Origin of the sequence: Streptomyces marokkonensis (genome assembly GCF_008312835.1) — a bacterium.
In the GTDB taxonomy this organism is placed as follows: domain Bacteria; phylum Actinomycetota; class Actinomycetes; order Streptomycetales; family Streptomycetaceae; genus Streptomyces; species Streptomyces marokkonensis_A.
Genome location: NZ_VSKS01000008.1, coordinates 306,009 through 327,376, shown reverse-complemented (window position 1 = coordinate 327,376; position 21,368 = coordinate 306,009). Strand labels below are relative to the sequence as shown.

Sequence of the window (21,368 nt, the reverse complement as noted above, 5' to 3'; positions counted from 1 at the left end):
CCGGCCGAACCCGCCGATCCGGCCGAACCCGCCGGACGCGTCGAGCACGTGGACCCCGTAGAGCACGTGGATCCCGTGGAGCCGCCCGCGCCCGTCCGCGCCGAGACCGGCGCCCCCTCCTCGGACCTGTTCCGCCAGTACCTGCGCGAGATCGGCCGCATCCCGCTGCTGACCGCCGCCGAGGAGGTCGAACTCGCCCGCCGTGTCGAGGCGGGGCTGTTCGCCGAGGAGAAGCTGCGCCGCACCCCCGATCTGGACAGCAGGCTCGCGCTGGACCTCGACCGGCTCGTCGTCATGGGCCGCGTGGCCAAACGGCGGCTGATCGAGGCGAACCTGCGGCTCGTCGTGTCCGTCGCCAAGCGGTACGTGGGCCGGGGCCTGACCATGCTCGACCTGGTCCAGGAGGGCAACCTCGGGCTGATCCGGGCGGTGGAGAAGTTCGACTACGCCCGGGGGTACAAGTTCTCCACGTACGCCACGTGGTGGATCCGCCAGGCCATGTCCCGGGCGCTGGCCGACCAGGCCCGCACGATCCGCGTGCCCGTGCACGTGGTCGAGCTCATCAACCGGGTCGTCCGCGTCCAGCGGCGCATGCTCCAGGAACGCGGCTACGAGCCGACCCCGCAGGAGGTGGCCGTCCACCTCGACCTGCCGCCCGAGCGGGTCGGCGAGGTGCTGCGGCTGGCGCAGGAACCGGTCTCGCTGCACGCGCCCGTGGGCGAGGAGGACGACGTGGCGCTCGGCGACCTCATCGAGGACGGTGACGCCGCGAGTCCGGTCGAGTCGGCGGCGTTCCTGCTGCTGCGGGAGCACCTGGAGGCGGTGCTGTCGACGCTGGGGGAGCGGGAGCGGAAGGTCGTGCAGCTCCGCTACGGGCTGGTGGACGGCCGTCCGCGCACGCTGGAGGAGATAGGCCGCCTCTTCGGCGTGACACGGGAACGCATCCGCCAGATCGAGTCCAAGACCCTCGGCAAACTCCGCGACCACGCCTTCGCCGACCAACTCCGCGGCTACCTGGACTGACGGCGCCCGCGCCCCGTCGGCCCCGAACTGGCCGCCTGCGTAGGGGTTATACGCCATTTCACCGACGCCGCACCCGTCGCGCTCTGGCACCGTCTCCCGAGAGATGACCTTGGTACGGACGTGCCGGGGACAGATGTGCGAGGAGTGAGAATGCGCGTGGACGGACGGCGGCGGGTCCCGGCGGTCGTGGCGATGCTGGCGACGGCGGCCCTGCTGGCCGGTTGCGGAGGCGGCGAAGGGGCCGAGGACGGCGGGAGCGGTGCCGGGGACGACAGCCGGGGGAAGGGAACACCGGCGGGGAAGGCGGGCGGCGGCCCGCTGGACGCGGCCGGCCTGGAGAGCGCGGCGGTCGCGGAAGCGGACCTGCCCGACTACACCTTCACCGTCTTCAAGCAGGGCACCGTCCTCGGCAGCAAGGGCGAACCGGCCGATCCGGCGGCCTGTCAGCCCATGGAGGACATCCGGCTGCGCGCCCCCGAACCGGCACCGGCCGCGGCGGCGGCCCGCTCCGTCAAGCCGAAGACGGACATCGACGCCACCGAGATCACGCTGTACGCCTACGACAGGACGGCCGGCGCCGAGGAACTCCTCACCCGTGTCCGCGACGCGGCGAAGAGCTGCACCACGTACGAGGACGACCTGGGCCTGAACCCGACCGTCACCGCTCTGTCCGACCCCGATCCCGGGGCGGGGGACGAGGCGGTCGCCTTCAAGCGGGAGCTGTCCGGCACCGCCCACTGGTACCGGGTGGTGCGCAGCGGCCCGCACGTCGCCGTCTTCGGCTGGAAGAGCCTGGTCGCGCAGAAGAACACGGGCGAGGCCCCGGACGAGGTGATCGACGCTCAGCTGAAGAAACTGACGGAGACGGCGGGCACGGGCTGAGCCGCGCGGCTCAGTCCACCTCCGCCACCGCCTGCGCGAACTGCGCCCGGTACAGCCGGGCGTAGGCCCCGCCGACCGCCAGCAGCTCCTCGTGCGCGCCCTGTTCGACGATCGAGCCGTTCTCCATCACCAGGATCGTGTCCGCGTCCCGGATCGTCGACAGCCGGTGCGCGATCACGAACGACGTGCGGCCGTGCGCCAGGCGCGCCATCGCCTTCTGGATCAGCACCTCCGTGCGCGTGTCCACGGAACTCGTCGCCTCGTCCAGCACCAGGATCACCGGATCGGACAGGAACGCCCGCGCGATCGTGATCAGCTGCTTCTCACCGGCGCTGACCCCCGACCCCTCGTCGTCGATCACCGTGTCGTACCCGTCGGGCAGCGTCCGGACGAACCGGTCCGCGTGCGCCGCCCGCGCCGCCTCCTCGATCTCCTCCCGGGTGACCTCACGCGCCGCACCGTAGGCGATGTTCTCCGCGATCGTGCCGCCGAACAGCCAGGTGTCCTGCAGCACCATGCCGATCCCGGCGCGCAGGTCGTCCCGGGACATCCTCGCTATGTCGACCCCGTCGAGGGTGATGCGCCCGCCGGACACCTCGTAGAACCGCATCAGCAGGTTCACGAGCGTCGTCTTGCCGGCGCCCGTCGGCCCCACGATCGCCACCGTGTGGCCCGGTTCGACCGTCAGCGACAGGTCCTCGATCAGCGGCGTGTCGGGGTCGTACCGGAACGACACGTGCTCCAGCGCCACCCGCCCGCGCGGCTCGGCCGGCTTCTCGGCCGGCGACATGTCGGCCCGCTGCTCGTCGGCGTCCAGCAGTTCGAAGACCCGCTCGGCCGAGGCGACACCCGACTGCACCAGGTTCGCCATCGAGGCGAGCTGCGTCAGCGGCATGGAGAACTGCCGCGAGTACTGGATGAACGCCTGCACGTCGCCGATGGACAGCGAGCCCGACGCGACCCGCAGACCGCCGACGACCGCCACCAGCACGTAGTTGATGTTCGACACGAAGAACATCAGCGGCTGCATGACGCCGCTGTTGAACTGCGCCCGGAACCCGGCCTCGTACAGCGCCTCGTTCTCCTCGGCGAACAGCTTCGCCGACTCCTCCTGCCGCCCGAACACCTTCACCAGGGTGTGCCCGGTGTACATCTCCTCGATGTGGGCGTTGAGTCTGCCCGTGGTCCGCCACTGCGCCACGAAGTGCGGCTGCGACCGCTTGCCCACGCGGGTGGCGACGACGAACGACAGCGGCACCGTCACCAGCGCGACCAGGGCCAGGATCCAGGAGACGTAGAACATCATCGCGAGCACACCGATGACGGTGAGCAGCGAGTTGATCAGCTGGCCCATCGACTGCTGGAGCGTCTGCCCGATGTTGTCGATGTCGTTGGTGGCGCGGCTCAGCACCTCACCGCGCTGCCGCTTGTCGAAGTACGACAGAGGCAGCCGCGACAGCTTCGTCTGCACGTCCTCGCGCATCCGGAACACGGTGCGGTTCACGGCCCGGTTCACCAGCCGCGTCGCCACCGCCATCAGCAGGCCGGCGGCCACGAACACCGCCAGCGCGAACAGCAGGACGTTCCCCACCGCGGTGAAGTCGATGCCCTCGCCGGGCGTGAAGTCGGTGCTGCGGAGCATGTCGGCGACATCGCCCTCGCCGCGCTCCCGCATCGCCTCCAGCGCCTGTTCCTTGGTGGCTCCCTCCGGCATCTCCCGTCCGACGATCCCGGCGAAGACCAGGTCGGTGGCGTGGCCGAGGATCTTCGGCCCGATCACGCTGAAGCCCACGCTCAGCACGACACAGGCCAGCAGCGCGAGGATCGTCAGGCGTTCCGGCCGGAAGTGGCCGATCAGCCGTTTGCCCGACCCCTTGAAGTCGATCGACCGCTGGTCGGGGCCGCCCCCGGCCATCATCCGTCCTCCGGGCCCCGCCATCAGGCAGCCTCCGCTTCCGTCAGCTGGGAGAGCACGATCTCCCGGTAGGTCTCGTTGTCCGCCATCAGCTCGTGGTGCCGGCCGGTGCCGACGACCCGGCCCTCGTCCAGGACCACGATCCGGTCGGCGTCCCGGATGGTCGCCACCCGCTGGGCGACGATCACCACGGTCGCCCCGGCCGTCTCCCGTGCGAGAGCGGCCCGCAGGGCCGCGTCGGTGGCGTAGTCGAGCGCGGAGAAGGAGTCGTCGAAGAGGTAGATCTCCGGTCGCTGCACCAGTGTCCGGGCGATGGCCAGACGCTGGCGCTGACCGCCGGAGACGTTCGTCCCGCCCTGCGCGACGGGCGCGTCGAGGCCGCCCTCCAGCCGCTCCACGAAGTCCCTGCCCTGCGCCACCTCCAGCGCGTGCCACAGCTCCTCGTCGGTGGCGTCCGGATTGCCGTAGCGCAGATTGGTCGCCACCGTGCCCGCGAACAGGTACGGCTTCTGCGGCACCAGGCCGACCGTCCTCGCGAGCAGCCGCGGCTCGATGTCCGCCACCGGCACCCCGTCGACCAGCACGTCGCCCTCGGTCGCGTCGAACAGCCGCGGGACCAGCCCGAGCAGCGTGGACTTGCCGCTGCCGGTGGAGCCGATCACGGCGGTGACCTCACCGGGCCGCGCCACCAGGTCGACCGCCTTCAGCACCGGCTCCTCGGCGCCCGGGTAGCGGAAGCCCGCGCCCCGCATCTCCAGATGCCCGTGCCGGCGCAGCCCGGTGACGGGCGCGGCGGGCGGCACCACGCTCGAGGAGGTGTCCAGCACCTCGTGGATGCGCTCGGCGCACACCTCGGCGCGCGGCACCTGCATGAACATGAAGGTGGCCATCATCACGGACATGACGATCTGCATCAGATAGGCGAGGAACGCCGTCAGATCACCGATCTGCATCCCGCCGCTGTCGATCCGGTGCGCGCCGAACCACACCACCGCGATCGACGACAGGTTCACCACCGTCATGACCACCGGGAACATCAGCGCGAGCAGGTTGCCCGCGCGCAGCGACACATCGGTCAGCTCGGTGTTCGACTTCCGGAACCGCTCCTGCTCGTACGCGTCCCGCACGAAGGCGCGGATCACCCGGTTGCCGGTGATCTGCTCGCGCAGCACCCGGTTCACCGTGTCGAGCCGTACCTGCATGGTCCGGAACAGCGGACGCAGCCGGCGCACGATCAGCGTCACGCAGATCCCCAGCACCGGCACCACCCCGACCAGCACCCCGGACAGCGGGACGTCGAGACCGAGCGCCATCACGATGCCGCCCACACACATGATCGGCGCCGACACCATCAGGGTGAACGTCATCAGGGCCAGCATCTGCACCTGCTGGACGTCGTTCGTCGTCCGGGTGATCAGCGAGGGTGCGCCGAAGTGCCCCACCTCGCGCGCGGAGAACGACTGCACGCGGTCGAACACGGCGGCGCGCACGTCGCGTCCCAGGGCCGCCGCCGTCCGGGCGCCGTAGAACACGGCACCGACGTTGCACACGACCTGGGCCAGCGAGATGCCGATCATCAGGGCGCCGTGGCCCAGGATGTAACCGGCGTCACCCTCGACGACGCCGTTGTCGATGATGTCGGCGTTGAGCGTGGGCAGGTAGAGCGTGGCGCAGGTCTGCAGGAACTGCAGCAGCACCAGGAGGGAGATGGGTCTCTTGTAGGGCCGGAGGAAGGTCCGCAGGAGTCGTATGAGCACGCTGAATCTCTCGGAGGGTCGACGCGGGCGGGTGGTTGCCCGTGGCCCCCATCGTCGAACACTCCACCCGCGTTACCTCAACCGAATTAATCCGCCCGGCCCCCTGGGGCCTGTCCGGCGGGTCATCCTCGCAGCCGGACGCAGCGGACCCCGCCCACCTCGGCGGCGACGCACCGCGCGTTTCCTCCGGTTGATCCGCCGGACAGGCCCTACGCGCGGAACGCCCCCGGATGGGTCTGCTCGCGCACCGAGACGAACTGCTGGCGCACCGCCTGCCCCACCGCGAGTTCCTCGCCGGGATCCAGCACCTGCGCCACCGCGCCCTGCCAGACGGGCGGGGTCCGCGGATCGAGGGTCCCCTGGGACACGCCGAGCGCCCACGCCGCCTGCCGGGCCGCGCCGATCGCCGCGTAGTCCGCCGGCTGCGGCACGACCACCTGCGCCCCGAACAGCGAGGGCGCCGCCGCCTGCACGGCGGGCAGTTCCGCGGCCTGGCCCAGCAGGAAGACCCGCCGCACGTCCACGCCCCGGCCGCGCAGCACGTCCAGCGCGTCCGCGAGCCCGCACAGCATCCCCTCGAACGCGGCCCGCGCCAGGTGCTCCGCCTTCATCGACTCGCGCCGCAACCCCGCCAGCGTTCCGGCGGTGTGCGGCAGGTTCGGGGTGCGCTCACCCTCCAGATAGGGGAGCAGCACAAGACCGTGCGCACCCGGCGTCGACTTCATCGCCAGCTCGGACAGGCTCTCCAGATCGGGCAGCCCGAGCAGCTCCGCGGTTCCGCGCAGCGCCCGTACGGCGTTGAGGGTGGTGACGACGGGCAGATGCATGCCGGTCGCGTCGGCCAGGGAGGTGATCATCCCGTGCCGGTCGACGAGCGCCTCGTGGTGCACGGCCATCACGGACCCGGACGCGCCCAGCGACACCACCGCGTCGCCGAGACCGATCCCGAGCCCGAACGCCGCCGCCATCGTCTCGCCCGTACCGGGGGAGATCAGCAGCCCCTCCGGGGTCGTACCGGCCGCGTCCGCCGGGCCGATCACCTCGGGCAGCATCGCCTGGTGGCCGAGCGCCAGCTCGACCAGATCGGACCGGTACGCCCCGGTGGCCGCCGCCCAGTAACCGGTGCCGGACGCGCCGCCCCGGTCGGTGGTCCGGCGCACCGGCCGGCCGAGCAGCTGCCACACCAGCCAGTCGTGCGCCTGGAGCAGTACAGCGGTGCGCGCCGCGTTCTCCGGTTCGCTGCGGGCCATCCAGCGCAGCTTCGTCACCGGCTGCGCGGCCCCCGGCACGCACCCCACGGCCTGCGCCCACGCCTCGCGTCCGCCGAGCGCGTCGACCAGATCGGCCGCCGCGACCTGCGCCCGCTTGTCACCGCCGGTCATCGCGGGCCGCACGGTGTTGCCCTGCGAGTCCAGCGGCACCAGCGCGTTCGCCTGCGCGGACACGCCGATGGCCTGCACGCCCTCCAGCAGTCCGCCGCCCGCCGCCTCGCCCAGGGACAGCAGCCAGGCCTGCGGGTCGACGTCGGAGGGACGGCCGCCGCCGTCGGCGCCCTGCACCGGATGCTGGGCGTACCCCTGCCTGAGCACGGCCCCGGTGTCCGTGTCGCAGACGACGATGCGAGTGAAATCGGGCGCACTGTCCAGCCCGGCGACTATCCCCATACGGCGATTTTGCCGCATGGGGAGGGGTGGGTGGGGCGTGGGCGCCGTTGGGGTGAAGGAACCGTCAGGTGTTGCTCGTGCCCCAGTCGTCCTCCGCCGGGCCGTGGGCGGTGCGCTCGCGGAGGGCGTTGACACGCTGGGCGACCGAGTCGGGCATGCGGTCACCGACCTTGTCGCTCACCGCGTGGTACGCCTTGTCCGCGAACTCGCGGCCCTGCTGCGCCGCGCTCTCCGCGGTGTTGCGCACGGCGGGGTTCTGTGCGAACTGCTGAGCCGACCTCTTCAGCTGCTCGTAGCGCTCCCGTCCGGCTTTCGTGCCCAGCACGTAACCCAGGACGGCTCCGGCGACAAATGTGAGCCGGTAACTCATGGCGGCCACCCTTCCCGTTGTTCCAGTCTGCGTAGGTATCCGGTGCGGCGACGACGCCGGGGAGTACCGATTGGCGGAGCACCCCCCTGCTTGCGCTAATGTATGTGTCGCAGCGAGCGCGCGCCCCCTGGCGGATACCCAGGTGGGTGCGTTCGATGCAACGAGGCATTCCTCCGTAGCTCAATTGGCAGAGCAGCCGGCTGTTAACCGGCAGGTTACTGGTTCGAGTCCAGTCGGGGGAGCTCGGTCCTCCGTAGCTCAATTGGCAGAGCAGCCGGCTGTTAACCGGCAGGTTACTGGTTCGAGTCCAGTCGGGGGAGCATGCTGAACGAGGACCCCGTAGGGGTCCTTTTTCATGTCCGGGGGAACCGTGCGGGGCTCGGGGAGGTCTCCATGGTCATCGAGGCAGCCGTACGCAGCCGACCATCCGAAGCAGGAGATCGTATGAGCGGCTATGCTGCGGCAGACGGCGCGCACACATGTACGCGACACGCCGCTATGGGGCGGTAGCTCAGCCGGTTAGAGCAGCGGACTCATAATCCGTCGGCCGTGGGTTCGAGTCCCACCCGCCCCACCACGCGCAGGTTCATGAGCCGTTCTCCAGCAGTCGCGCTCCGCTGCTCAGGCCGCGGAGAGCCGGGAGGCCGAGCGCGTGGCCGCGCCGGCCGCTCCGCGGGAAGACGCCCGCCGTGAGCGCGGCGTCCGGTACGGCGGGCCCGCGCTGATCGACGCGCTGCTCGATGACGGAGATGTTGGACGCGGCCTGGCGCGAGGTCGAGGGCATCGCCGACGACCGGCAGTGGGAACACCTCGCCGACCTGTCACGCGGGACGCACCCGGCCGAGGCGCTCGCGGTCTGCCCGCGGCTGGGCGAGCGGCTGAGGGAGCCGACCGGCGACCGTGCCTACGAGCGCCTGGCGCGGCTGCTGCTGGGCGCCCATGTCTGCCATCGTGTGCCGGGGACGCAGAAGCCGTTCACCGAACATCTCCGCCGGCCCGCGCGGAACTGAAACGCCGGCGCAAGTTGATGAGCGTCCTCGACCCGCACCGCGCTGCTCGCGCGTGACGGTCGTGTGCCTGATGAGCCGCTACAGATCGTCAGGCAGAAGACGAAAGGCCGGGTGGCCGGTCAGGGGGCGGATCATGCGGAAGTGGCGGTCGGTGGTGAACATGGCGTCGGTGCGGTATGCGGCTGCCAGGGCCACGTTCATCGCGTCTGTCAGGCAGAGACCTTTGCCGCCGTCCGCGTCCGCGTACCCCTCGGCGACAGCGATGGCGGCACTCAAGTGCCCGCTGACCATGGGGACTTCGAAGCGCCGGGTGGCCGTGTTGCGTTCGATGAACCGGGCCGCGGCCAGGGCCTTGCGGGTTCCCGCACGTGCGGTGATCAGGTAGTCCAGTTCGGCCAGGACCATGGGGGAGATCACGAGATGACTGACCGCTGCCAGAGCTTTCCTGTGCTGCTCGTGGCCCGTGAGTTTCGGGTCGAGCAGACGGTAGAGCGCGTTGGTGTCGGCGATGGCGACCAGGCTCACGAACCCATCCCCTTCAGCACATCCTCGATCTCGTCATCGCTGAGATCGGGCAGGCCGAGGTCGGGCAGCTCCATGTCTCCCATGGGGTCGGTCGGAAACGGGGGAATGTCATTCTCGGTGATCGGCACGACCCGGGCGACAGGGGTGCCGTTCTTGGTGACGGTGACGGTCTCACCGCGTGCCGCCGCGGCGAGGACCTGGGAGGACTTCTGGTTGAACTCGCGGGCGGTCGTCTCCATGTCCTACATGTTACTACACCGGGTTTCCCCGGCGGTGGTAACGACCGCAGGGGCCCCGATGGCTCTCCGTGAAGGTTGGACCGCCAGCCCCGAGGCGCCGAGTCCTCCGGACGCACCGAGCCGTCCGGCAGCCCCGCCTACGCGCCCTTCGCGCACCTCACCGCACCCCACAGCGCCCTCTGCCGCGACGTGATGAGGGCGTTCCTGACGGCCAAGGAGCGGTTCGCGGCGCATCTGCGGCCCGAGGACGTACACGCCGCGCTGCCAAGGACCCGGACATACCAGGAAGGCCGGCTCACCTGCCCCCGGCATTGTCGTCCGACGCGTCCGGGGCGTCCGCGGGGTCGCGTTCGCCCTCCGCCTGGGAGGGGGTGGTGTGCGGGACGTCCGGGGTGGTCCATTCTGCGTCGTCCCTGTCGCCCTCGGCCTGGGAGGGAGTGTGCTCGCTCATCGTGCTGCCTCCTGATCGCGGGACCGTGTCCGCCGGGTACCCCGCGCGGGGGAGGGCTCACCGTGACGAGCGGCGGGCCAGCGCCTGCGACAGCGCGGCGCGGACCGCCTCGGGCGGGGGAGCGCCCTCCGCCTCCGCGGAGGCCGTGAGCGACTCGGCGACCGTGCGGAGCTTGGTGTTGGACAGCTGGGACGCCTCCCGGAGGATGTGCCACGCCTCGTCCGAGGTGCAGCCGTACGTCGCCATCAGGACACCGCGGGCCTGGTCGATGACCGGCCGGGAGGCGATCGCCCGCCGGAGCTGCTCGACCTCCTCCTGGAGCAGGTTCAGCCGCTCCTCCCGTTCCCGCGCCACCGTCGAGGAGAGCGGCGAGGGAACACTGTCGGGGGCCGGGGAGCGCAACGGGTCCGTGGTGTCGAGGCCGGCGAGTTCCAGGATGCGGCGCGGCTGACCGTTCCAGCGGGTGGCGGTGACCGGCAGCGAGCGAAGGCGGCCGTGGTCGCGCAGCACCTCCAGGAACTCCAGTCCCGCCGTGTCCATGAAATGAACGCCGCTCATGTCCAGATCGATCCGGGCCGTGCCGGCGGGCAACTGGGCCAGCTTCTGGGCCAGCGCCTCGGCAGACCCGCGGACCAGATCACCGCGTGGGGTGAGGAGCGCCCGGTCCGCGTCCATACGACCGCCGATGACCAAGGTGTTCCGCCTTCCCGGAAGGGCAGTGGTGCCGCGGAGCTCGTGGCACCGCCTCGTCGGTGCGCGCGAACTCGGGCCGTTCGGGTGGGTTCGGCCGCCGCCGGCACCGTAGCGGTAGGCTGCGCACGGTCCCGGCTGCGCTGTGGGTGCGCCTGCCCGCCCTGCGGCGCACTACACACAGCGCCGGGGAATGGCCGGGAACCGCCCGGGTAGACGCGGTCCCGGGGACGTGGGGAGACGGGCGTTGGACGATCGGCATCGGACGAGGCGCGGGCCAGGACCCGCGGGGCCGTCCCTGACGGTGCGTCCGCTGGAGGGATGCCGGGGGGTGCGTGCCGCCGGGGAGATCGGTCTGGCCACGCACATGATCTGGGAGCGCGCACTGGAGCAGGCGGTGCGCGAAGGTGAGGCCGTGTACTACCTGGAGTTGTCCGAGGTGACGTTCGTCGACGTCGCGGGCGCCGGAGCGCTCGCGGCCGCCGCCGGCCGGCTCGGCGACGGCCGCCGGCTCGTGGTGCGCCGGCCTCCGCCCACCCTGCGCCGGGTACTGGAGACGTTCTGGCCCGACCTGCCGACGATCGAGGTGTCGACGTCATGAGTACCGCGGCCGGAACGGCGGCACCCAGCACCGACCCCTTCCTCCACCCCGCCCTCTTCTACCGGGACGAGCGGGAGTACCTGGACGGCACCGTCCCCTTCGTGCGCGAGGGACTCGCGGCCGGCGAGCCCGTGGCGGTCGCCGTGCCCGGCGACCGGCTGCGGATCGTCCGGGACGCGCTCGGCGCCGACGCGGAGACCGTCCGGCTCCTGGACATGCGGGAGGCCGGCCGCAACCCCGGCCGGATCATCCCCGGCGTGCTGCGCGCCTTCGCCGACGCCCAGCCCGCCGGGCGCCGGGTGCGCATCATCGGCGAGCCGGTCTGGGCCGGCCGCTCCGCCACCGAGTACCCGGCCTGCGTCCAGCACGAGGCGCTGATCAACGCCGCCTTCCGGGGCCGTACGGTGACCATCCTCTGCCCCTACGACGCCGTACGCCTGCCCGGGCACGTCCTCGAGGACGCCCACGCCACCCACCCCACCGTCATCCCCGCCGGCTCCCGCCCCGCGCGGGACAGCGAGGCGTACGCCCCCGACGCGGTCGTCGCCCGCTACAACGAGCCGCTGCCGCTCGTGACGGACGCCATGACCTTTCCGTTCGTGGCCGACTCGCTGCCCGATGCCCGGCACGCCGCCTCCGACGAGGGACGGCGGCTCGGCCTCACCGGCGTCACCCTGCAGGACCTGGCCCTCGCCACGGCCGAGCTCACCACCAACAGCGTGCTGCACGGCGGCGGGAGCGGAGTACTGCGGGTCTGGGCCGAGGGCGGCCATGTGCTGTGCGAGGTGCGCGACGAGGGACGCATGACCGACCCCCTCGCGGGGCGCCGCCCCGCCTCCCGCGACCAGCGGGGCGGCCGCGGCCTGCTGATGGTCAATCTGATCGCCGACCTGGTACGGGTGCACACCGGCGACGGGGGCACCGCGATCCGCTGCTGGTTCCCCCGGTGACGGCCTCCCCCGGCCGTCAGGCGCCCAGCGGATCCAGCACCATCGGCGCGATCCTGCCCTCCAGCATCGCGCCCAGCCCCTCCACGGCGCACAGCTCGGGCCGCTCCGCGATGTGCACCGGCATGCCCGTGGCCTGACGCAGCATCTGGTCGAGACCCGGCAGCAGGGCGCTGCCGCCGACCATCATGATCCCGCGGTCGGCGAGGTCGGCGACCAGATCGGGCGGGCACTCCCGCAGCACCCTGCCGATGCCGTCGAGGACGGCCGTCAGCGGCGTCTGGATGGCCTGTCGCACCGCGGCCGTGTCGACCTTCACGGAACGGGCCAGACCCGTGGCGACGTCCCGCCCGTGGATCTCCGTCGACTCCGGGCCCTCGGGGGTGAGCCCGTTGCCGGACAGGGCGAGCTGGAGGGGCCGCACCGACTGGCTCGGCAGCATCAGTTCGTGCTGGTGGCGCAGGTGCTGCACGATCGCGTTGTCCACGGCCTCACCGCCGACCGGGATGCGTTGCGCCTGCACGATCGCCCCGAGGGAGAGCACGGCCACCTGGGTGGCCGCGGCGCCGCACACCATGATCATGGTCGCCTCGGGCCGCTCCACCGGCAGACCGCAGCCGACAGCGGCGGCGATCAGCGTGTCGACCAGCTCCACCCGGCGGGCGCCGAGACCGACCAGCGTCTCGATCGCGGCGCGCTGGGCGAGCGGATCGGCGTCGTGCGGGGTGCAGGCCGCGGCCCGCAGCCGGGGCCTGCGGCGCAGCGCGCGGCGGGTCCGGTCGCCGAGCAGCTGCCGCAGCATGCGCTGCGCCATCTCGATGTCGACGACCGTGCCACCGGTCACGGGTCGCACGACGCGGATGTACGCCGGCGTACGGCCCGTCATCTTCTCCGCGAACTCACCGACCGCGATCAGCGCGCCGGTACGGGTGTTCACGGCGGCGACGGACGGCTGGTCGACGACGATTCCGGCGCCCTTGACGTACACCCGGGTGCGGGCCGCCCCCAGGTCGACGGCGAAGTGGCAGCGGCGCAGCTGCTCCAGACTTGCTGTCACGGCGGTTCCTCCCGAGTGCGCGCCCACGGGCCCGCCGGACGGCGGACCTCTCAGGCATCGTGCGCGCGGGGCGGGGGCGGGCGCCTTTCCTGGGGGGCCGGGTGGGGGGCCGCCGAACGGGGGGAGGGGCCGGGAGTCACCGTGGCGGCACGGAACGCACCACCGCGAGCAGCGGGCCCAGCCCCGGCACGGTGAGGCTCGCCGGGCCCGAACTGCGCAGTATGCCGTCCGTGTGCCGGCAGCCGATGAAGGGCACGCCCGCGGCTCCGGCGGCGGCGCTCTCGGTGGTGGTCGACCCGATCATCACGCAGCGGGCCGGTACGGTGCCGAGCCGGCGGAGGGCACGGTGAACCACGTCCGGGTGCGGCATCAGCAGGGCGAGGTCGGCGGGTCGGCCGTGCACCCCTCCCCGCAGGTACGGGGCGACGCGCACGTGATCCAGGAAGGTCTCGGCCGCGTCGGTCGAGTGGTCCGTGACCACGGCCAGCCGCAGCTGCCGGTCGGCCAACGCGTGTACCAGTTCGATGGACAGGGGCGCCGGCCGGGCGGTGTGGGCTGCGGCCGACTCGTAACGGTTGAGCTGCACACGCAACTCCTCCACCGACGGATGGTCCGCCAGCTCCCGGAGCAGCTCGACGGGTGTGATGTCGTCCTCGAGGGCATCCCGCCCGCCGACGGCGAGGCGGGCGAGGTCCTCTGCGACCTCGGCCGCCCGGAACTCGTCGAACAGCGTGGTGAGCGTGCCGTCGAAACCGAGGATGACCGCGTCCGCGCCGAGAAGCACGTCGGCCGGGCCGGTCCCCGTGACCCGTGTGCGGTGCGCCGTGTGCACTGCGGACGCCGTGGGGGCCGCGCTGACCGTGAGGTCCCAGCGGACGGTGCAGCCGGGTACGTCGTGCGGTCCCAGCCGGTCCAGGAGCGCTTGACGCAGCCGATCCCGGCCGGCGCCGTGGAGGCGGTCGGCCACGTCGCGCAGCCGTGCCACGACATGCCGGCGGAGGAAGCCGTCCACGTCGCGCGGGCCTTCCCCGACCAGGGCGGCGGGATCGGAGACCCGCCAGACGGCCTCCCCCCGGACCAGGGCCACGGACCCGTGCGTCAGAGCCGGCCCTCTCTCCTCCAGCGCCGTACGGCGCTCGGTCAGATCGACCTCGTAGTAGTGGTCCGCGCCGGGCACGCGGGCGCTGCCGAGGGGCTGGTCGCCCCGGGAGTAGACGACCGCTCGCTCCACGCCCTGAGGCTCCGGGAGGCGGGCGCCGGGCAGCATGGGGTACGGACCGCGGGACGGCAGCCGCGGCCGGCCGGGGTCACGGAAGGCGAGACGGTACCACCCCGTCACCGGTTCGGTGCCGAGGCGTTCCCACGACGCGGTCGCTTCGCCCTGCTCATCCAACTCCTCCCGCAGGGACGGGGCGAGGGCGATGATGCCGTGCGCCTCGGAGGAGTTCAGCACCTCCCGGACGGCCCAGTGGGGAGGCGCTTCGACCCGTTGCTCGTCCCGCGTCCTCCAAACGGCGACGACCACCCGTGGGCCGGCCATCTCCTCGACCAGATGCGTGAACCCAGCCATGAGGGCGCGCAGCACGGAGCCCGAGTGCGGGCCGGCCGGGACGAGGAGCGAGTAGCCCTGGGCCAGCGCGTACAACTCGCACTCCCGGGCCGGTACCCCGCTGTCCGTCAGGAGCCGAGTGACCGCGCGTCCGAGGGCCGCCACCGTGTCCGGGTGCTCGGGGCCGTCCGCCCAGTCGAAGAAGAGGCGAGTGCGGGCCCCGGCCTGGTGCGCGGGACGCGGTCCGGCGGGTGCCGCGGGGTCCTCGTCCCCGGAGGCGGGCGGGCGCACCTCGGGCGGGACTCCGGTCGGCCGGGACTCGTAGGGAGGCGGGTCGCCCAGCGGGTCCGGGGACGCGGTCGACGTCGGGTCCCAGGCCGGGTACGTGCCTTCCGGCAGCTCGTCCGGCGCGGCGAGCGGGTCGTACGCCGGGGCGTCGGACGGGTATGCCTGATCATGTGCGTCCGGCGGATCGCCGAGTGCGCCACGCAGTTCGTGCCCCAGGGCCAGCAGTTCCGGGTGCGCGCCGCCGGCCAGCTCGTAATCCTCGTACGCCGCCAGGGCTTCCTCGATCCGGCCCTGACGCCGCAGGGCGACGAGGTGGAGCCGGAGGAGGTCCTCGCGGGAGGGATGGGCGCGCACCAGGTCGTCGAGATCCGCCGACGCGCGCTCCGGTTCGCCGAGGTCCAGGTCGAGTTCAGCGCGTTGCCGACGGAGGTCCAGGCGGAGCCGCACCAGACGGGTGCGGGCGGTCCGTGCGGCGGGGCCGGGCACGTCCGCCAGGGGGTCATCGCCGTGCCAGAGCCCCAGTGCCTCGGAGACCAGCGAGCGCGCCTCGTGGAGGTCGTCCCGGCGGCGTGCCTCTTCGGCCCGGCGGACCAGATGGTCGCATTCCACCAGATCCACGTGGTCGGCGCTGGTGTGCAGGACGAAGCCGTGGGAGAGCGTCCCCAGCACGCCCGGTCCCAGGGCCTGGCGCAGCCCGGACGCCGTCGCGCCCAGGACCGCCATGACGTCGCGCGGTTCCTCCCGCGCGTTCCACAGACCCCACTTGAGCTCGTCGTGCGTCACGGTACGGCCGTGCTTGAGCACCAGCATGGCCAGCATGGCGCGCTCGTTCGGTCCCAGGTCGGGGGACGAGCCGCCGGCTACGACGCCGAACGGACCGAGGATGCGGTAGGAGCGTCGTTCGTACGCCGCTGCCGCCCGGCGCGACAGCTCCGGATCGAGGAGCAGGTCCCTCCCCCGGATCTGCGTCGCCGGGGCGGGGGACATCAGGAGGTCGAAGGCGTGCGCGTACGTCTCCCGCAGGTCCCGCGGCAGATGGTCGAGGTGACGCGGGTCGATGGGCACGGTCAGCCGCGAGGTCCCCCATGTCAGCACCAACAGCAGCTCGCACAGGGCCCGCAGGTCCTCCGATCGCGCCCGGTCCGAGGTCCGGCCGGGTTCGAAGAGGCTGAGTTTCACCGTGCCGTCGGGCAGGAGCACCACCCGGGACAGTCCCAGTTCGCCGTGGGCCAGGCCGGCTTCGTGCACCGCGGTGAGGCCGTGCGCGAGCTGGGCGCCGACCGACACCAGCAGGGGCGCCGGCAGACGGTAACCGTTCGGCGCGGCGAGGGAGTTCAGGGTCACGCCGTCCAGGTGCTCCATGACGACGTACGGGACGTCGCCGTCGATGCCGGCGTCGTGAATCCGCGTCACGTTGCGGTGGCCGAGCTCGCCGAGCAGCCGTGCGTCGCGCAGGAACGCCTCGCGCCGGTCCGGGCCGGTCGCCGTCTCGTGCAGCCTGACCACCACCGTCCGGTTCGTCTCCGTGTCCTCGGCCTGCCACACGTTCCCGGACGGTGTGAGCCGCCGCACCAGCCGGTAACGGCCGCCCACCAGGCGCGGGGCCGGGGGCCGCCCGGGGCCGGGCGTGGTCACGGCTCCGCCCGTCAGCCGCCGCGCGCTGTCCGGGCTGACCGCGGCGAAGGCCTCGCCCTCCACGGCCGTCGCCGTGCCGGACCGGTCCGGCACCGATGCCCGGAAGTCTCCCGGCGCCCGGCCGGCCCGGTCGTCGATGAGGGCGCCGAGGCGGTGCAGCAGGGCGGTGGTGTCCTGCCGGGCCGAGCGGGGCAGGCCGCGCAGCAGCAGTTGCCGTACACCTGGGCGGAAGGCGTAGGAGCCGGGGGGACCGGGTGCGGTGGTGAGCATGCCGCTGAGGATCACCTCGGCGAGATGGCGGGGCCGCGGGTCGTGCTCGATGGCGGCTTGAACGAGACGCATCACGGGCAGATCAGGGCGGCCCAGGGCCAGATGACAGGCCAGGCGGAAGGCCTCCCGTGAAGCGGTGCCACGGAAGCGGAGGACGAGGTCCTCGGGGGTGAGGCGGCCGAGGTCCGCGCGGCTGTCGGCGTCCGCGAGGAAGGGAGAACGCAGGTCGGCCACGGCCGCCGGGAACTCCGTGCCGCCCGGTGATGCGATCAGCCGTGCCCAGTTCGACAGCCAGTCGGGGGCCGGTTCCAGCACGGGCAGCGGCAGCATCCGGTCCCGTGCGTGCCGGTTCACCCGGTCGGAGGTGTCGTAGGGAGTGAAGGTGAGCGTCGCGGCGGGTGCGGCGGGGTGCGGTGCCGAGAGCCGGCCCGGGGTGGTGGGCAGCGCCGTGTCACTCCACAGGTGCTCCGGGAGCGGCTGGACGACGGCCACGGGCATACGGTGGGACCAGCGCCGCAGGGTGCCGTGCCACAGGTCGCCGGCGCCGCCGCGGCGCCACTGCGGGCCCATGCAGTCGCTGATCACCAGGGTGACGCTGCGGCCGTCGGCCGGGGCATGCGCACCGGGACCGCGCACCGTGCCGTCGGGGCCGGCGGAGAGCAGGGTCACCGTGCGGAAGACGCCGGACTGCGCGAGGGCCGTGTGCAGTTCGCGGACCAGTGGTCGCCACACGGGCATCGTGGGACCGGTGTCGTGCACCAGGGTCAGCCGCAGCCAGCGTTCCTGGGTGGGGCGCGTGACGGGCAGCCACCAGTCGGGGGTGGCGCCGAGGCGGGCGATGCGGTCGGCCGTCGCCCCCTCGTCCAGTTCTCTGCCCATGGGTGCGTCCACCCGGCGTTTGAGCGGGCGCAGAGACCGCTGCAGTGCCAGGGAACGGCGCAGCATCGGGGGCGCCGGGGCCAGGAGGGCGGCGTGGGGTTCGTCCGTCAGGCAGAGGGACGGATCCGGGGACGGCAGATGGAGGGGTGCGCGCGGAGGATCGGAGGGAGGAGCGGGCGGTGCGGGAGGGGGCGGCGCGGCCGGTGCGGTCCTCGGGGGCGGCTCGGAAGGGGCATGCTCGGGTGGTGGCGGGCGCGGAGCCGTCCCGGAGGGCTCCTGGTCCAGGGTCCTGGCCAGCCACAGCAGTTCGGCGAGTTCCAGCGGGGTGGGCCGCAGACCCCCGGCCGCCTCGGTCAGGACGTCGGCCAGGCGGGTCAGCGGGTGAGGGGGGCCGGAGCCTTCCGGAGGCGGGTCAGAAGGCATCGGCCTGCGGGGTCTGCCCCAGGTACGGCATCAACTGCTCGGCCAGGTCGTCGAGGGACTCCGCGCCGAGACCGCTGGCGCGGGCCAGGTAGATCGCGTTGAGGAGCTGGTCGGTGGCCAGGTCACCGGCGCCCGACCGGGCCAGGAAGCGCTCGATCAGGCCTTGCGCGTACGCGTCGGGTTCTCCGAGGTGCGCGCGGACGATACCGGCGAGTTGGCGGTCGTCCGGCTGCCGCAGGCGCAGCGTGACACAGCGGCGCAGGAAGGCGGGCGGGAACTCGCGTTCGCCGTTGCTGGTGAGGACGACGAAGGGGAACGACCGGCAGCGGACACGGCCGTGCTCGACCGGCACCCGTTCCCCGGTGCCGTCGATCATCACCTCCGCCCTCCCGCGGGGGCGGTACCGGGCGGTGCGCACCAGTTCGGGGATCTCGTACTGGCCCTCCTCCAGCACGTTCAGCAGGTCGTTGGGCAGGTCGAGGTCGCTCTTGTCGATCTCGTCGATGAGCAGGGCGCGGGGGCGGGTGTAGGGGAGGAGCGCGGTGCCCAGGGGGCCGAGTCGCAGGTGGTTCTCGACGCCCGACTCGTCGGATGTGTCAGCGGTCTCGTGGGCCGGCGGGACGCTCGGTGGCGTGCCGTGCCGTTCGGCGGTGTGCCCGGCCGTGCGCCGTGCCGCGTACAGGCGGGAGAGCGGGTCGTATTGGTAGAGGCCGTCGTCGAGTGTGCTGCGGCTGGTGATGTTCCAGCGCAGCACCGGACCGAGACGCAGCTCGCGGGCGACCGCGTAGACGAGTGAGGATTTGCCGGTGCCGGGCGGACCGGTGACCAGCAGCGGACGGCGCAGATAGAGGGCGGCGTTGACGAGCTGGACCGTCTGCGGCGTAGCCCGATAGGTCGCGGCGCGATGGGTGCGGTCGGGGGAGACGGCGGCCGCGTCGGCCTCCTCGTCGGGCGGGTCGAGCGCGGGACCGCCGTCGAAGGCCCGCCAGGGCGGGGGCGGCGGCAGGTGGGCGATGCCGTCGTGCGGCTCGTCGGCGCCGGTGTAGACGGGCCACAGGGGCATGGGACTCTTCTCCGTGGGTCTCGGCGGGCGGTCAGGCGACGGGGGAGTGCAGGGGTGCGGCGGTCTCGGGGAAGCAGCGCGGGTCGTCCCACAGAAGTTGCACGTCCCTCGCCCAGTGCCGGTCCGCCTCGTCGTCGGCGTCCGCGGTCAGACGTAAGGACAGGACGTGGTGCGGAAGGTCGGCGGGGGGCACACCGGCGACGGACGCGGTGAGTTCGTCGAGGAAGGCACCGCCGTCGCAGGGACCCTCGTGGCCGGCCTCCCGGCAGCCCGCGCGGGGCCACAGCAGCACGGGAACGGGGACGGTCAGGCCGACCTCGAAGTGCTCTCGCGCCGCGTCGGGCGGAGAGGCGAAGCCGACCAGGCCGGTGCCGTCGTCCCACAGCCGCTTGCGCAGAGTGGGTGGCCGCTCCGGCGTGCCGCACTCGATGCGGTGCAGGGACGCCGTCGCACCCTTCTCCAGCTTCTGCCACTTCTTGTGGAGCTGGTGGCGCAACCGCCCGCTGCGGTGGCGGGTGCGGTCCGCCACGACCAGCGGATAGGCGCAGCCGAGCGGAGTGGGGTCGTCCGCGCCGCACTCCCAGCGCGCGACCGGTTCGTTCAGCCAGCCGCGCGGCAGCACGAAGGCGAGCAACTCGTCGGCCCCCGGGGCGAGCTGGGTGACGGCCTCGTCGATGTGCTCCTGGACGTAGGCCCGTACGCCGGAACGCGGCAGGCGGCGGGTGCCCACGGGACGGCGCTGTCCGTCGTGGTACGCGGACACCTCGACGGTGACCTGGTCGGGGCCGACGCCGCTGTGATCGATCTCCACGACGATGGGTGACCAGGCGGTGACGTGTCCGGGCCGCACGTCCGGGGCCGGCTCGCTCCGGCACCCCGGGTGGTCCAGCAGCCCCCGCAGCCGGGCGGCGAACCGGGGCACCGCCTCCGACACCTCCCACTGCACGTACGCCGCCGCCGACGCCAGGGAGCCGAACCCGCCCTCGGGCAGGCTGGGGCCGAAGGCACCGACGGCGTCGACGTACAACCGGTCGTGATCGCATGTCACCCCTTCGCGCTCGGCCCTCCGCACCAGGTCGTACAGCTCTCTCAGCTGGTCCCGGGTGTGGCCCGGAGTCGGCACCAGTTCGCTCAGACCGCTCCAGTAGCGGGCCATGACCTCGGTGGGCAGCATGCGCCCCGCGCGTACGTCCCGCCCGCCCGCGACCGCCGTGACCATGCCGACCACCGAACCGTCGGCCAGCGTCATCGCGGCCCCGCTGAAGCCGTCGGCGAGCGGCTGTCCGTGTCCGGAGAAGGCCTCCACCTGCACCCACTCGTCGGCGATCAGCGGGCCGGGCACCGCGCGGTACTGCGCCAAGGCGCCCTCGTCGTAGCCACGGGGAAAGCCGTACGCGCTCAGCACGGGCAAGGGGATGTCACGCTCGGCGCCGGGCGGCGCGAAGACGGCCGGGGTGAGCGGCACTTCCCGCTCCAGCTCCAGTACGGCCAGGTCCCCGGGGTCGGTGCCGCCGCCGCGCCAGCCGCCGTGGACGGACACCGCGGCGGAGACCTGCCCCAGTGCGGCGTGGTTCGGAAAGCTCACCGACACCGCCGACGTGTCGCTCGCCGCCACGACGTGGGCGCAGGTGACGACCTGACGCGCCGAGACGAGAAAGCCTGCGCCGACGTCGTTCCCGCACTCGATCCGGGTGTGCCAGGCAGCCCTGCTCATCGGCGGTCGGCGACCTCACCGTCCGTTCCGGGCGTCGTCCCGGGCGCCCAGCTGAGCTTGACGACCAGGTGCCCCTCCGCCGCTCCCCTGGCGATGACCGCCCCGGCCTCCGCGGTGAGTTTCACGCCGAACTCCAGCTCCACCGCGTCGGGTTTGAGCGCGCCGTCCCGGAAGACGCGCAGGGCGGACTCGGCCGCAGCCCGCACCCCGTCCAGGGAACCCTCGAAGGTGCGCGCCGCCTGGGCCGGGCCGCCGCCGCGCGAGACGAGCCGGGCTCCGGACTCGTCCTCCACGCCCTCCACCACGACCGAGCTGCCGCTCTCGGTCGTGAACTGCATCAATCCGTCCATCGCGCAGCGCGCCCCCGTATTGTGTGACTGCGTGAACTCCCATGTTACGTCCGGTGTTTGCCGTGT

Annotated in this window: 18 protein-coding genes, 3 tRNA genes and 1 pseudogene; 9 read left to right on the top strand and 13 right to left on the bottom strand. The window is 72.7% G+C overall.

The window, feature by feature from the left end; all coding sequences use genetic code 11:
- Positions 1 to 1,023 (top strand): RNA polymerase sigma factor (locus F1615_RS17025; RefSeq protein ID WP_149549817.1); only part of this gene is annotated, 1,023 nt, incomplete at its 5' end.
- Positions 1,024 to 1,173: 150 nt separating this feature from the next.
- Positions 1,174 to 1,905, top strand: a complete 732-nt coding sequence (locus F1615_RS17020; RefSeq protein WP_149549816.1) for a hypothetical protein — start codon at positions 1,174 to 1,176, stop codon at positions 1,903 to 1,905.
- A 10-nt stretch (positions 1,906 to 1,915) separates the two neighbouring features.
- Here the strand turns inward: F1615_RS17020 and F1615_RS17015 are convergent, their stop codons facing one another.
- From F1615_RS17015 to F1615_RS17000, 4 genes are all read right to left on the bottom strand, one after another.
- Positions 1,916 to 3,844 carry an ABC transporter ATP-binding protein gene (locus F1615_RS17015; RefSeq protein ID WP_149549815.1) on the bottom strand — a complete coding sequence of 643 codons (1,929 nt, stop codon included), beginning with the start codon at positions 3,842 to 3,844 and terminating at the stop codon, positions 1,916 to 1,918.
- Positions 3,844 to 5,577 (bottom strand): ABC transporter ATP-binding protein, encoded by a 1,734-nt coding sequence (locus tag F1615_RS17010; RefSeq protein WP_149549814.1) that lies wholly within the window; start codon positions 5,575 to 5,577, stop codon positions 3,844 to 3,846. Before F1615_RS17010 ends, F1615_RS17015 begins: the two co-directional genes overlap by 1 nt.
- 209 nt (positions 5,578 to 5,786) lie before the next feature.
- The gene (locus F1615_RS17005) at positions 5,787 to 7,241 is read right to left on the bottom strand and encodes an FGGY family carbohydrate kinase (protein WP_149549813.1); all 1,455 of its coding nucleotides are present in this window, start codon (positions 7,239 to 7,241) and stop codon (positions 5,787 to 5,789) included.
- A gap of 64 nt (positions 7,242 to 7,305) precedes the next feature.
- Complete coding sequence (locus tag F1615_RS17000; RefSeq protein ID WP_149549812.1) at positions 7,306 to 7,611, bottom strand: YtxH domain-containing protein; 306 nt, start codon at positions 7,609 to 7,611, stop codon at positions 7,306 to 7,308.
- Positions 7,612 to 7,780: 169 nt separating this feature from the next.
- Here F1615_RS17000 and F1615_RS16995 point away from each other — a divergent pair.
- From F1615_RS16995 to F1615_RS16980, 4 genes are all read left to right on the top strand, one after another.
- Positions 7,781 to 7,853, top strand: a tRNA-Asn gene (locus tag F1615_RS16995).
- Positions 7,854 to 7,858: 5 nt separating this feature from the next.
- Positions 7,859 to 7,931, top strand: a tRNA-Asn gene (locus F1615_RS16990).
- Between the two features lie 180 nt (positions 7,932 to 8,111).
- Positions 8,112 to 8,188 (top strand) — tRNA-Ile (locus tag F1615_RS16985).
- A 163-nt stretch (positions 8,189 to 8,351) separates the two neighbouring features.
- Positions 8,352 to 8,621 carry a hypothetical protein gene (locus tag F1615_RS16980; protein WP_149549811.1) on the top strand — a complete coding sequence of 90 codons (270 nt, stop codon included), beginning with the start codon at positions 8,352 to 8,354 and terminating at the stop codon, positions 8,619 to 8,621.
- A gap of 78 nt (positions 8,622 to 8,699) precedes the next feature.
- On the opposite strand, the gene F1615_RS16975 is transcribed toward F1615_RS16980, so the two are convergent.
- Entirely contained in the window at positions 8,700 to 9,146 is a 447-nt protein-coding gene (locus F1615_RS16975; protein WP_149549810.1) for a PIN domain-containing protein, read from the bottom strand.
- Positions 9,143 to 9,385 (bottom strand): type II toxin-antitoxin system Phd/YefM family antitoxin, encoded by a 243-nt coding sequence (locus F1615_RS16970; RefSeq protein WP_149549809.1) that lies wholly within the window; start codon positions 9,383 to 9,385, stop codon positions 9,143 to 9,145. Before F1615_RS16970 ends, F1615_RS16975 begins: the two co-directional genes overlap by 4 nt.
- A 75-nt stretch (positions 9,386 to 9,460) precedes the next feature.
- Between F1615_RS16970 and F1615_RS36850 the strand changes: the two are divergent.
- A pseudogene (locus F1615_RS36850) lies at positions 9,461 to 9,655 on the top strand (DUF2397 family protein); the annotation flags it as partial.
- A gap of 25 nt (positions 9,656 to 9,680) precedes the next feature.
- On the opposite strand, the gene F1615_RS35655 reads toward F1615_RS36850, so the two are convergent.
- Together F1615_RS35655 and F1615_RS16960 are read right to left on the bottom strand one after the other, a co-directional pair.
- The gene (locus F1615_RS35655) at positions 9,681 to 9,836 is read right to left on the bottom strand and encodes a hypothetical protein (RefSeq protein WP_167533776.1); all 156 of its coding nucleotides are present in this window, start codon (positions 9,834 to 9,836) and stop codon (positions 9,681 to 9,683) included.
- A 57-nt stretch (positions 9,837 to 9,893) separates the two neighbouring features.
- Positions 9,894 to 10,511: an ANTAR domain-containing response regulator gene (locus F1615_RS16960; RefSeq protein ID WP_149549846.1), complete on the bottom strand. Its 618-nt coding sequence runs from the start codon at positions 10,509 to 10,511 to the stop codon at positions 9,894 to 9,896.
- A gap of 247 nt (positions 10,512 to 10,758) precedes the next feature.
- Between F1615_RS16960 and F1615_RS16955 the strand changes: the two genes are divergently transcribed.
- Both F1615_RS16955 and F1615_RS16950 read left to right on the top strand, forming a co-directional pair.
- Positions 10,759 to 11,127, top strand: a complete 369-nt coding sequence (locus F1615_RS16955) for an STAS domain-containing protein (RefSeq protein WP_388233386.1) — start codon at positions 10,759 to 10,761, stop codon at positions 11,125 to 11,127.
- On the top strand, positions 11,124 to 12,077 hold the full coding sequence (locus tag F1615_RS16950) for an anti-sigma factor RsbA family regulatory protein (RefSeq protein ID WP_149549807.1): 954 nt from the start codon (positions 11,124 to 11,126) through the stop codon (positions 12,075 to 12,077). The genes F1615_RS16955 and F1615_RS16950 overlap by 4 nt, the downstream gene beginning before the upstream one ends.
- Positions 12,078 to 12,093: 16 nt before the next feature.
- Here the strand turns inward: F1615_RS16950 and F1615_RS16945 are convergent, their stop codons facing one another.
- From F1615_RS16945 to F1615_RS16925, 5 genes are all read right to left on the bottom strand, one after another.
- Complete coding sequence (locus F1615_RS16945; RefSeq protein ID WP_149549806.1) at positions 12,094 to 13,131, bottom strand: rod shape-determining protein; 1,038 nt, start codon at positions 13,129 to 13,131, stop codon at positions 12,094 to 12,096.
- Positions 13,132 to 13,267: 136 nt separating this feature from the next.
- A complete protein-coding gene (locus F1615_RS16940; RefSeq protein WP_149549805.1) occupies positions 13,268 to 18,175 on the bottom strand; it encodes an SAV_2336 N-terminal domain-related protein in 4,908 nt (1,635 codons plus the stop codon).
- A complete protein-coding gene (locus F1615_RS16935; RefSeq protein WP_149549804.1) occupies positions 18,165 to 19,238 on the bottom strand; it encodes an AAA family ATPase in 1,074 nt (357 codons plus the stop codon). The genes F1615_RS16940 and F1615_RS16935 overlap by 11 nt, the downstream gene beginning before the upstream one ends.
- Before the next feature lie 31 nt (positions 19,239 to 19,269).
- Positions 19,270 to 20,952, bottom strand: a complete 1,683-nt coding sequence (locus F1615_RS16930) for a trypsin-like peptidase domain-containing protein (protein ID WP_149549803.1) — start codon at positions 20,950 to 20,952, stop codon at positions 19,270 to 19,272.
- Entirely contained in the window at positions 20,949 to 21,302 is a 354-nt protein-coding gene (locus tag F1615_RS16925) for a CU044_2847 family protein (RefSeq protein WP_149549802.1), read from the bottom strand. Before F1615_RS16925 ends, F1615_RS16930 begins: the two co-directional genes overlap by 4 nt.
- Positions 21,303 to 21,368: the final 66 nt, after the last annotated feature.